The sequence below is a fragment of the Azoarcus sp. TTM-91 genome (genome assembly GCF_012911025.1).
In the GTDB taxonomy this organism is placed as follows: Bacteria; Pseudomonadota; Gammaproteobacteria; order Burkholderiales; family Rhodocyclaceae; genus Azoarcus.
This window is the reverse complement of sequence record NZ_WUEI01000123.1, coordinates 1-12,480: the sequence shown is the minus strand read 5'-3', so window position 1 is coordinate 12,480 and position 12,480 is coordinate 1. Positions and strand designations below refer to the sequence as shown.

Here is a 12,480-nt window from a genome sequence, read left to right as displayed (position 1 = left end):
GCAGGGCCGCGGGGCGGAGAGGTGGGGCCGCGTGGGGCTGGAACGTAGCCGCCCCTTTGGCGCTCCTCTCCCCTGCTCTCTCCGGCGAGGGGGGAAGCGAGCCGGCCGGGTACCCTGCCGCCGCCGTGCCGCCACAGGCGGCGTTCCGCGTATCGCCGGGCCCCAAGTCCCCGTCCCTTGAGCCCTCCGCGCCGCGGCGCGACGAGCCGCGCTCGCCTGAGTCCTAGAACCGCCTCACTAGCTGCAGCCATACCCTGGGGCTGCGGTCGCTGTCGCTCTCGGCCTCTTCGGCGCCCAGCTTCCAGGCGGCCACGGCGTTGATGTCCCAGCCCTGCTTGCTCCAGCTGGCGCCCAGGCCGGCGGCGGAGAGCTGGCGGTAGTTGTCGTCTTCATCCCAGCTGCGCTTGTTCAGCCTTGCCTGGCCGTGGTCGAGGAAGGTGCTGAGCTGCCAGGCGGGGGTGAGGGCGTAGCGCAGTTCGATGCTGGTGAGCCAGCCTTCGTCGGCTACCGCCTCGCCTTGCGGATAGGCGCGCACGCCGTAGGCGCCGCCGAGGTTGAGCTTCTCCGAGCTGTCGAGGTTGCCGTCCGCCCACTGGCTCTGCAGCCGGGCGTAGAGGCTGAAGCGGTCGGTGAGGCGCTGCAGGCGCTGCAGGTTGGCGACCAGCTTGGCGAAGCTGCCTTCGGTGCGGGCGGTGCTGCGGTCGAGCTGGCGCTCGGCCTCGTCTTTGATGTGCAGGTCGCCCACGCTGTATTCCAGCGTGGCGCTGGTGCTGCCGCCACCCAGCCACTGATCCTGCGCCGAGGCGGCGAGGGCGGCGCTGAGAACCCGGGCGCGCTTGTCCTTGCGGTAGGCGAAGGCGTCTATCTTGTCGCGCAGGCGCTTGTCGGCGAACTCCAGCCCGGCGGAGAGCCAGAAGTCGCGGCTGCGCACCAGCGGCTGCAATAGCTGGGCGCTGGCGATGCGGGCGGTGCCGTGGGCGTCGAGGTCGTCGAAGTCGCGCGCCAGTTGGTAGTCCATGCTGGAGTAGGCGAGGGAGAGCCGGGTGCCCCAGGGGCTGACGGGCAGCTGGTAGGCGGCGCGGTAGTAGCGCTGCGCTTCGTCGGTGCCCAGCGCTCGCAGCGTCAGCTGGTCGCCGATGCCCAGCGGGTTGCTGAGGTTCACCGTGGCGCCCAGGCGGTAGGCGCCGGTGTAGCGGTTGCCGTAGTTGTCGAGATCCACGCTGCCGCTCAGCAGCGGTGTCGGCTCCACCTGAACCACCAGGTCGCTGGTGCCGACCTCTGCGCCCGGTTTCAGGGTGGAGCGCACGCTCAGGCCCGGGGTGTCCTGCAGCAGCAGGAGGCTGTGCTCCAGCGCATCGGCGCGGACCACGTCGCCCTGTCGCAGCGCATGCAGCGGTGCCAGCGCCCAGGCGTGGATGCCGTCCGCCTTGTCCACCCGGACCTGGCCGTAGCGGCCTTCCAGCACGGCGATCCTGACCACGCCCTGGTCTATTTCCTGCGCCGGCAGGTAGGCGCGGGCGAGCGGGTAGCCGCGGCTGCGGTAGAGGCGGGTGAGGCGGCTGGCGCCTTCGCGCAGTTCGCCCAGTGACAGGCTGCGCTGGGGCAGGTCGGCCAGTTCGGCTTGCAGCTCGGCGGTGGAAATGGCGGTGTTGCCTTCGATGAGGAAGCGGCTGACCTGCACCCGGCTGCCGTCGTCGGCCGTGCTGCCGCTGGGGCTGTCGGGCAGCTCCAGCTCCAGGCGCTGGCGCGGTGGCAGTTGCGGCGGGCCTTGCTCGAGTTCGCGCATCGACTGGCCGGCATCGGGCGGCGCGGCCTGGAGCAGCGGGGTGGTGAGCAGGGCGGTGGCGAACATGCCGGCCGGCAGCATGTGGGGGAAACGCATCAGCGGGCTCCTTGGGCGCATTGCGAGTCGGGGGCGCCAGCGCAGCCGGGCAGGCGCAGGCCGCCGGCGACGATTTCGTACAGGGGAGGCGTGGCACCGGCATCCGCGGTGGCCAGCGGCGGCGGGTGGCGCCGATCGCTCTGGCTGGTGGAGGCCACGGCTTCGGCATAAGCCGGCAGATCGAGGGGGGCGCCGTCCGTTACCGTCCAGCTGCCGTCCACCCGCTGGCTGAGGGTGTAGTTGCCGTTGGTCAGGCTGCCATTCACCGTCAGCGTGTAGGTGCCGGCCGGGGTGGCGGCGGTGATGCCGAAGCTGTTGCTCAGGCCGGTGAGTACCGAGACGTCCTCGCCGGCGATCAGCCCGCTGGCGCTCAGGCCGGGATTGGCGAGGCCGCCGCCGCCAAAGCTGGAGCTGCCGCTGTTGGCGGTGACGGTGATGGCCTTGGGCGTGATGACGAAGCTGCCGGCGACGAGGGTAATGTCGTAGCCGCGCTGGGTGGAGTAGAGGCCGTCCAGGCTGAGGGTGCCGCCGCTGTAGCTGCCGGCATTGGCGCTGGCGGTGGCGTAGCTGGCGCTGCCCAGCAGCAGGGAGGAATCGTAGCCGCCGGGGCTGTAGCTCAGGTTGCCGACGTCGGTGCTGGCGGCGGTGCCGTCATAGGTCTTGCTGCCGTTGCCGCCGGTGACGGTGAGGCTGGTGAGGAAGGTGCGCAGCAGCGGCGCGGTGTAGCCATCGTAGATGCGCCAGACCGAGCCGGTGCCGCCGGCGTCGTCGATGCTCCAGCCGGCGTAGGTGGCGAGCGAGCGCATCTGCGCGCTCGTCAGGCCGGTGATGCCGGCGCTGCTGCCCGCGCCAGTAGCGCTAAGCAGGCCGGTGCTGTCGGTGTTCCAGAAGCTGCCGGTATTGACCGCGCCGGCCTGGACGTTGCCGGCGAAACCGCCGAGCTGGGTGCCACCACTGACCGCGCCGGTGGCGTAGGCCCTGGAGATGTTGCCGCTGTCGGCGGTGCCGACGAATCCGCCGACGCTGTCGCCGCCGCTCACCGTGCCTGTGGCGTAGGCGTCCATGATGATGCCGGCGTTACCGCCGACGAAACCGCCTGCCGCGCCGGTGGCGGCGCTGACCGCGCCGGCGGCGTAGGAGGTGCTGATGGTGCCGCCGCTACCCGCCAGGCCATTCAGGCCGACCAGGCCGCCGACCAGCGCATCGCCGCTGACGCTGCTGGTGGCGAAGCTGCCGCTGAGGCTGCCGTATTGCATGAAGCCGACCAGCGCGCCGACGCGGTTGGCGCCGGCAATGTTGCCGCCCACCAGTCCGAGGTCGCGGATGGTTGCGCCCTGGGTGACGCCGAACAGACCGATGCCGTTGGTGGCGGCACGGTTGATGGTGAGGCCGCCAATGGTGTGCCCTTGGCCATCCAGAGAACCGCTGAACGGGGTGCCGCTGGTGCCGATGGGGTTGAAGCCGGCGCCGCCGTTCCAGCCGGCGGTGCCGCTGGCGGCGATGTCCGCCGCCAGGGCGAAGTGGTCGGCGAGCAGGTTGGTCGAGGCCATGCCCTGCAGGCCATACACATCCTCGATCAGGTAGGGCGTGGCGGTGCTGCCGTCGCCACCGCTGGCGCGCAGGAAAGTGGTGCCGCTGCCGAGGCGGAAGTCGCCCGCGCTGAAGCTGGGCAGGTTGGCGGAGAGCTGGGACCAGTGGCCGCCTTGCAGGTCGAAGACGCCTACCGCGATGGCGGCGGTGGCGCCGATCCCCGCCGCAGGCGCGTCGAGGGCGAGGGTGCCGTTGGCGGCGGTGATGGCGCCGTCGACGACGATGGCGTTGCCACCGCTGGTGCTCAGCGTCAGGGTGGAGGCGTCGCTCCACGACACCGTGTCGTGCAGCGTCAGGGTGCCGCCGGCGCTCAGGGTGCGCGAGCCGCTGAGGCTGAAGCCGCCGCCGCTCGCCAGCGACAGCGCGCCGCCGGAGTCGAGCGAGGCATCCAGCAGGTAGCTGCCGCTGGCGTCCAGGTACACGCCGTAGCCGGCGCTGGTGAGCGGCGTCAGCGACGAAGTCGAGAGGAAGCTCAGGTCGCTGTCGGCGTAGGCGCCGCGGGCAGCCACATAGGCGCTCCGGGTAGCGCTGAGGCTGCTCTTGCCGGCGATGAAATGCACCGCGTTGCCGTAGATGTCCATGCCCTGGACGCCGTTGAGGCCGACGGTGTCGGCGTAGGCCGCGCCCTGGGTGGCGTGGCCGTCGAGGTAGCTGAGGGCGCCGTTGGCGTCCAGCGTGTCCGCGGTGCCGAGGATGTAGTAGTAGCCGTTGGCGCCGCTGCTCGCGCTGCCGATGACGCCGCCGCCGGAGATTGCGGTGACCGTGGCGCCGGCCAGCGCGCTGCCACCGGCGCTGCCGTAGGCGGTGCCGGAGATGGCGATGGGGGTGGTGCTGTAATTCCAGCTGAAGTAGGGATACAGGTTGGAGCCCACGCCCCAGATGGAGGAAGAGAAGCCGGCTGGCAGGCTGCCCTGCAACTGCGCGGTGGTCCGCGCGGTGGCGCTGCCGACGCCGCCGCCGACGCCTGAGGATTGCCCGGAGGTCTGGATATTCCAGTAGCTCTGGAGGATTGCGCCCGAGGTGCTGTTGTTGTACCCCACCAGTCCGCCGGTGAGGTTGCCGCTGACATAGCCGGTGGCGTAGCTGGTGGCGATGGTGCCGTTGACGAAGTTGACCCCCACCAGCCCGCCGATACTCGTGGCCGAACCGGTGCCGATCACCGAGCCCATGGCATAGGAGTCGCTGATGCTGCCCTCGTTGTGGCCAACCAGCCCGCCGATGGGGCCGGCGGCGCCGGTCACCGTGCCGGTGGCGTAGGACTGGGTGATGGTGCCGCCGTTGTTGCCGGTATAGCCGTTGGCGCCGACCAGCCCGCCGATGTAGCCAGAAGCGGAGGCCGTGCCGATGACGTCGCCATTGGCGTAGCTGCGGCGGATGAGGCCGCCGTTGACGTTGTAGCCGACCAGCCCGCCGACCTGGTAGCCGGCGCCGGTAACATCGCCGCTTGCCGAGGCATCGCTGATGGTGCCGCCGTCGTTGGTGCCGACGAGGCCGCCGGTGTTGGACTCGCCGGTGCTGATGCTGGACACGGTGGCCGAGCTGGAGGCATTGCCGAGGTAGCCGCCCGCCATGTAGCCGACCAGGGCCCCGACATTGCTGTTCGCGGTGAGGCTGCCGCCGAGCAGGGCAAGGTTCTGGATCGCCGCGCCCTGGGCGTAGCCGAAGAGGCCGATGTAGTTGGCTCCGCCGCGATTGATGAAAAGCCCGCTCAGCGTGTGCCCCTGGCCGTCGAAACTGCCGGTGAAGTGGCTGGCATTGCTGCCGATGGGGCTGAAGCCCGCGCTGTTCCATACGTCGCCGTAGTAGCCGCCATTGGCGGTGAAGGACGGATTCAGGTCGAGATCCGTGCCCAGGCGGTAACTGGCGGCGAGGTCCAGCGCCATCAGCTGCAGCGCGTGCGGGGTGTAGACGGTGGTCGAGTATTCGCTGCGCAGCATCGGCCGGGTGCTGCCGGGCAGCATCACCCAGGTATTGGTGAAGTCGAAGCCGCCATAGGTGGCCTGGGTGTAGGCATTGGCGTTGGCGATGCCGGTGCCGTAAGCGCCGGCGCTGCCCGCCTGCCCGGTGCTGTCAACATCCCAATAGGCGGACAGGGCCGTCACCGTGTTGGATCCGTTGGCGATGCCGATGAGGCCGCCGGTGCTTGAGGCTGCGGAAACCGCCCCGCTGGCGTAGACCTTGTTCAGGGTCAGCGTGACCTCGGCGACACGGCCGAACAGGCCGCCCGCCTCGCTGCCGGCCGCGGTCACCGGCCCGGTCGCATAGGCGTCGCTGATGTCGATGCCGTAGTAGCCATAACCGATCAGACCGCCGGCGGTGTTGTAGCTGGCGCTGACCGAGGCGGACGAGGACGAATCCCGCAAGCTCGAATCACTGAACCAGCCGGCCACACCGCCGACCTCCTGGTAGCCGGAGACCGAGCCGGTGACATGCACATTGCTCACCGCGGTATTGCTGGCATTGCCAACGAGCGCGCCGACACGGGCGGCGCCGGTCACGCTCACGTTGGACAGCGTCAGGTCGCGCAGCACGGCGCCGGCGGTTGTGCCGAACAAGCCGGTCTGGGAGGCTGCGGGGCGGTTGATGACGAGGCTGTCGATGGTGTGGCCCAGGCCGGCGACGGTGCCGCTGAAGCTGCTGATCGGAGCGAAGCCCGCCCCGGCGTCCCAGCCTGCGCTTGCGCTGGCGTCGATATCGGTGGCCAGCGCATACAGACCGCTGCCGCCGACGGCCTGCAGGCCGGCCAGGTCGCGGATCAGCGTGTAGGCGATGCTGTTGATGCTCAGGCTGGAGCCTGCGTCCGACAAGGTGACGCGCGCGCCGTCGCGCAGGCTGTAGCCGCTGCCGTGGTTCAGTACCAGCGCGGCGTTGCTGCCGCTCTGGGTGATGTCCTTCTTGATGATCAGCTCGCCGCCGGCGCTCAGGGTCAGGCTGGCGTTGGCGTGGCTGTCGCTCTGGGCGGCGGCGATGGTCAGGTTGCCGCTGGTGGTGCCGATGGTGGTGGTGCCGTTGCTGCTGATTGCGCCGGACACGGTGAGGGCGCCACCGTTGAGCAGGCTGAAGGAGCCGGCAGCGCTGGAGGCGGCCAGGGTGGCGATGGCGTTGCCGGACAGGGTCAGCGCCACCGAGCCGCCGTTGCTGGTGTTTGCCGTCAGGGTGCCGACGGTGATGGCGCCGACCGACTGGGAGATGCCGCCGGCGCCGGCGTTCAGCACCAGGCCGCTGGCGGCGTTGCTGCCGGTGATGTTGGCGCCGAGGTAGATGCCGCCGGTGGTGCTGTCGGCGTTCAGGGTCAGCGTGGTGGCGGCGCTCCAGTTCACCGGCGCGGTCACCGTGATGTTGCCCGCCGCCGAGCCGGCACCCACGGTGGAAATGGTGACGTTGGAGCTAGACAGGTAAGCGGACAGCGTTGTGTTGTTGATGTTGGACGATGTGCCGGTGGGCGTGACTTGCCAGGGGGACCCGCCTGCGTTGACAGACACGCTACTGCTGCTGGAAGCCGAAATGGTGATGTCGTAAGGGTCGATCAGCCAGGTGCCGGTGGTGCCGCTTGCGGCCAGGGTGCTGACCTTCAGCCCGTCCAGCAGGGTCACGGTGGCGGCCGAGGTCTCGATGAAGCCGCCGTTGCCGCCATCGGGCGCGGATGCATCCAGTGTGCCGCCGGCGTGGACCACGCCATCGTCCATGCCGGCCAGCAGCAGGATCTTGCCTTCCCGCTCGCCCACGGTTTGCGCCTCGATCACGCCGGTGTTGTTCACCACCGTGCGCAGCAGGGCGTCGCTGGCCTGGGCGGTGAGGATGACGGTGCCGCCGTCGGCCGCGATCAGCTGGCGGTTTTCCACCAGCGCTTCGGCCACGCCCTGGTCGACCTGCACGTTGAGCAGGCCGTCGCCGGCGAAGTCCAGGGTGATTTCCTTGCCGGCGGCCAGCGCCACCGTGCCCAGGCGGGCGCTGATCACACCCTGGTTGCTCACCTTGCCGCCGAGCAGCGCCACCGCGCCGCCATCGGCCGCGCTGAGCGTGCCCTGGTTGATCACCGCGGCCGGCGTGCCGCTGCTGCTGAAGCGGTAGCGGCCGGCGGCGAAGTCATCGTTCGACAGGTCCAGCGTCGAGGCTACCAGCGCGCCCACGCTCACCTGGGCGCCGCTGCCGAACAGGATGCCGTTGGGGTTGATCAGGAAGACGCGGCCGTTGGCGTCCAGCTGGCCGAGGATCTTGGAGCCGTCGCTGCCCAGCACCCGGTTGAGGGCGATGGCGTCGCTGCCGGGCTGCCGGAAGGTGACGCGGTTGCCAGCGCCGATATCGAAGCTCTGCCAGTTGATCGCCAGCTTGCCGCTGCTCTGGTCGATGATCATGTGGTTGGCGGCGGGCGTGCCGATTTGGCCGCTACCCAGCACGATCTCGCCGCCTGTGGGCAGGTCGGCGGCATGGAGCGGGCCGGCGGCGCCCAGCGCGAGGCAAAGCGCGGACCGCAGCGGCAGCGCATGGCGGCTCCCGCGGCCGGCTTCGGGCTGCCCGGCGCGACTGGTGCTGGTCCGCCCGGCGCCGGGGCGGCCCCGGCGCACGGCGTGCTCATTGGTGACCACCCAGGCGCGCAGCGCCCGGCTCCAGACGACACTGAAGATCCGGTTCATGCTTTCCCTTGATTCGATTGGATTGCACTCGTCCCGGAGACACCGCAGATGCACGGCAGACATGCAGAAGCGCCGCGACGCCTGTGGCGTGACGCGGCCGTGCGGGTGTCATGCTGGGACGGAAGCCCCGAATGCTACCCGAGATGGGCTTCCTGCTTTCATTTCTTTACATGTTCCGACTGGCCGTTTTTTGCAGGCGGCCGCGGCATGTGCAGGGCAGGGGCGTACCGCGCGATGGGAGAGCCGGAGCAGGCGCCGGCCTGCAGGGGCTGGGCGCCGCTGGAGCGTGCGGCGCTGCTTCAGCCGCTTATTTGCGGAAATCCCGGTGGCAGGCCTTGCAGCTGTCGTACACCGCGTCGTAGGCCTGCTTCACCGCGGCCTTGTCGCCGCTGGCGGCGGCGGTGTCCAGGGTGTCGGTGGCGGCGATGAAGCGCTGGCGCGCGGCCTCGAAAGCTTCCGGCCGCTTCCAAACGTCGGCGGTGGATTTGCTCGGCGGGTAGTCGGTGTCCGGCCCGAAGTAGCTCCACGGCGCGTCGCGCTGGGCGACCAGGGCCTGGGCGAGGTGGGCGAAGGCCTGCTGTTCGTACTTGTCGTCGCGCAGCATGGTGCCCATGGGCTCGAAGGCGCGGATGAAGCCCTTGAAGGCTTCCTGGCGGTGTTTCACCGGTTGGCCGGGGCGGGTGTCTTCCACTTTCTCGCCACAGGCGGCGAGGGCGAGGCTGGCGAGGATCAGGGGCAGGAGCAGGTGGCGCATCGGCTGGGATCGGGAGCAGAGGGGAGAGGGCGGGGCAAGCCGCACGGTGCTACGGCCGGCGGGAGCATTCCCGCTACGAGGGCAGGGATTATAGGGGTGTCGCCGGAAGGCTGCTTTTTGCTGGCGGCGCGCACGCCGGGACTGGACCCGGAGCCGCCGCCTTTTGTTCCGCTGGCGCGGCCCGGGCCGGTGCCGGCGCAAGGGCGATCCGCTCGTCCCGAGGCCCGGCCGGCGTATTCAGCCGCCGCTGCGTTCCGCCGCGCCGTCGTCGGCGTGCAGCATGTAGCCTTCGTTGCGCACGGTGCGTATCAGCATCGGCCGGCGGGCGTCGTCGCCCAGCCGGCGGCGCAGGCGGCTGATGCAGACGTCGAGCGCGCGGTCGCCGGCGCTGGCGGGGCGGCCGAAGGCCTGGCGGTAGAGCGCGTCGCGGCCGAGGATGCGGTTGCGCGCATCCAGCAGCGCCAGTAGCACCCGGTAGTCGCTGACCGGCAGGCGGTGGCAGCTGCCGTCGGCGGCGAGCAGCTCGGCGCTGCGGGTGTCCAGCTTCCAGCCGCGGAAGGGGAGGTAGTGATCGCCGGCAGCGGCTACCGGCGCGCCGGCCAGGCGCAGCACCGCCTTGATGCGGGCGCCGACCTCCTCTACGTCCACCGGCTTCACCAGGTAGTCCTCGGCGCCGGCGGCCAGCCCGGCGAGGCGGGCGTCGATGGCGTCGCGGGTGGAGAGCAGCATGAAAGGCACCGCGGCCGCGCGCAGCCAGGCGTAGAGGGCGGTTTGCGGCTCGTCCGCCAAGGCCGGGTCGAGCAGCAGCAGGTCGGTCGCCTGTGCCGCCAGCGCGCTGCGCAATGCCGCCGTGCTGGCGACCGCCCGGCTGCGGTAGCCGCGCCGCGCCAGCACCGGCGGCAGCGCCATGCGCAGGCCGGCGTCCGCATCCGCGATCAGGATGTCGCGATTCAGCATGGGCAGGACAGCGCGTCCGCCGCATCTGCAGGTATGTACAAAGCCATTACATAAGGCCAATAGAACGAAACCAATCGTATCAAGGCCCCCCGTAGAGTGCGCCCTGTTTTTGGCAATGATAATGATTCATATTACGAAGGGGCGTATGAACGTATTGCAGTCGAGCCGGGTCGGAGCCGGCACAGCAGGGGCCGGCAGCGCGCGCAGCCGAGCGGGGCGGGGAGTGAAGCCGGCGGTGCTGGCGCTGGCGGTGCAGGCGGCGTTGGCCGCGGCGCCGGCCTGGGCGCAGGAGAGCAAGCCGGAGCTGACGCTGGGCGAGGTCAAGGTGCAGGGCACCGCGGCCGGCATTACCGAAGGCAGCGGTGCCTACATCGCCGACGAGAGCGCCGGCTCCACCGGCCTGGGCTTGTCCATCCGCGAGACGCCGCAGTCGGTCACCGTGATCACCCGCCAGCAGCTGGACGACCAGAACATCCACACCATGGACGAGGTGCTGGCCACCACCGCCGGCATCACCTTCACCGAGATGGACGTCGGCGCCCGCACCACCTACCGCGCCCGCGGCGGCGAGATCAGCAACTACAAGATCGACGGCATGGCCTACAACGGCAGCACCGGCTTCAACAGCATGGGCATGGCGGTGAACATGGACCTGTACGACCGGGTGGACATCGTGCGCGGCGCCAATGGCCTGCTCGGCGGCACCGGCGACGCCTCCGCCACCATAGACCTGACGCGCAAGCGGCCGGGCAAGACCTTCGGCGGCAAGGTGGGCCTGCAGGTGGGCAGCTGGGACCAGCGCCGGCTGGTGGCTGATGTGAACGTGCCGCTGGTCGAGGACGGCTCGGTGCGCTCGCGCTTCGTCATCAGCAGCGAGCAGGCGGATTCCTTCCGCGAGCGCCAGTCCACCGAGAACTACGGCGCGCTCGCCAGCTTCGAGATGGACCTGGGCAGCCGTACCACCCTGGGTGCCGGCCTGCAGCACGAGAAGGGCTACATCAAGGGCGCCACCTGGGGCGCCAACGTGCCCATCTGGTTCGCCGACGGCAGCAAGACCAGCCTGTCGCGCAAGACCAACCCGGTGGCGGACTGGAGCTACCGCGAGGTGGAAGCCACCACTGCCTTCGCCCGCCTGGAACACCGCTTCGACAGCGGCTGGAAGACCGAACTGGCGGCGGCGCAGATGTGGGGTGCCACCACCAGTCACCTGGGCGTGGCCAAGGTGAACAGCACCAGCGGCGGCTACGGCGGCTACTGGAACCAGGACGGCAGCGGCGCGGTGCTCAACGCCTTCCACTCCGAAGGTGTGAACAGCATGAGCACTATGGACTGGAAGCTCTCCGGCCCGTTCGAACTCTTCGGCCGCACCCATGAGCTGATGCTGGGCTACAGCAGCGCCTGGAGTGAATCCACCGCCTACGGCATGCGCTGCTCGCTCAACGGCGTGGCACTCGCCAGCAACTGCCAGAGCCGCATCAGCGCCAGCGCGGCGATCAACGACTGGGATAGCTGGGATGGCAGCTTCGCTCCGCTGCTGCACTCCCGCACTGGCGCCAAGACCATCACCCGCACCTACAACCACGGCGGTTTCCTCGCCAGCCGCTTCAGCGTGGCCGACCCGCTGGCCGTCATCCTCGGCGCCCGCGTCAGCACCTACCGCACTTATGCCGACGCCTACACCGCCGCCGGGGCGAAGACCCACGGCGCGCCCAGCGGCAACAAGAACGTCGTCACCCCCTATGCCGGCGTGGTGTACGACATCGACCGCAACTACTCGGCGTATGTCAGCTACACCGATATGTTCAAGCCGCAATCCTCGCAGGATGTGGATGGCAAGTATCTGGACCCGATCACCGGTGCCAGCTACGAAGCCGGCATCAAGGGCGAGTTCCTGGACGGCCTCCTCAACGCTTCGCTGGCGGTGTTCGAGAACGAGCAGCAGAACATGGCCGAGGCTGACGGTGCCAACCTCACGCCGACAGGCGCTCAGGCCTACAAGGCCAAGGGCAAGGGCGTGAAGACCAACGGCTTCGAGATCGAACTGGCCGGCGCGCTGACGCCCAACTGGAACATCTATGGCGCTTACACCTACATCGACGTGGATGACCCCAGCACCACCGCCGGCCGCTCCGACCCGCGCCACCTGCTGCGGCTGAACACCACCTACCGCCTGCCGGGCGAGTGGAACAAGCTCACCGTGGGCGGCGGCATGACCGCGCAGAGCGAGATCCCTACCGTCTCCAGCCCGGCCGGCGCGCCGCTGAGCACCAGCAACGGCGTCACCGCCAGCGCGGCGACCAAGGTCACGCTGCCGGGCTATGCCCTGTTCAGCGCCATGGCGCGCTACCAGGTGGATGCGAAGACGGATGTGGCGCTCAACATCAGCAACCTGTTCGACCGTACTTACTACCGCCGCTACGGTTTCTATGCCGGCTCCATCTACGGCGATCCGCGGCGCATCACGCTGAGCCTGAACACCCGCTTCTGAGCGCGGCCCGCCGGCCAGACGCCGGAGCCGCCGCGGCTACCGCCTTCGCCGGAAAGGCAGGGGCTCCGTCGGTGCCCCTGCCTTTCCGGGCAAGCCAGCCAGCCAGCCAGCCAGCCAGCCAGCCAGCCAGCCAGCCAGCCAGCCAGCCAGCCAGCCAGCCAGCCAGCCAGCCAGC

5 protein-coding genes are annotated in these 12,480 nt (G+C 69.9%); 1 reads left to right on the top strand and 4 read right to left on the bottom strand.

The features are described from left to right. Positions 1–223: 223 nt before the first annotated feature. From GRF61_RS20735 to GRF61_RS20720, 4 genes are all read right to left on the bottom strand, one after another. A complete protein-coding gene (locus GRF61_RS20735) occupies positions 224–1,882 on the bottom strand; it encodes a ShlB/FhaC/HecB family hemolysin secretion/activation protein (RefSeq protein WP_211166120.1) in 1,659 nt (552 codons plus the stop codon). Then, entirely contained in the window at positions 1,882–8,106 is a 6,225-nt protein-coding gene (locus GRF61_RS20730; RefSeq protein ID WP_169152521.1) for a filamentous hemagglutinin N-terminal domain-containing protein, read from the bottom strand. Before GRF61_RS20730 ends, GRF61_RS20735 begins: the two co-directional genes overlap by 1 nt. A 307-nt stretch (positions 8,107–8,413) precedes the next feature. Continuing rightward, complete coding sequence (locus GRF61_RS20725; RefSeq protein WP_169152520.1) at positions 8,414–8,860, bottom strand: cytochrome c; 447 nt, start codon at positions 8,858–8,860, stop codon at positions 8,414–8,416. Positions 8,861–9,097: 237 nt separating this feature from the next. Beyond that, positions 9,098–9,817 (bottom strand): response regulator transcription factor, encoded by a 720-nt coding sequence (locus tag GRF61_RS20720; protein WP_169152519.1) that lies wholly within the window; start codon positions 9,815–9,817, stop codon positions 9,098–9,100. A 223-nt stretch (positions 9,818–10,040) separates the two neighbouring features. On the opposite strand from GRF61_RS20720, the gene GRF61_RS20715 reads away from it, so the two are divergent. Beyond that, positions 10,041–12,305 (top strand): TonB-dependent siderophore receptor, encoded by a 2,265-nt coding sequence (locus tag GRF61_RS20715; RefSeq protein WP_211166119.1) that lies wholly within the window; start codon positions 10,041–10,043, stop codon positions 12,303–12,305. Positions 12,306–12,480: the final 175 nt, after the last annotated feature.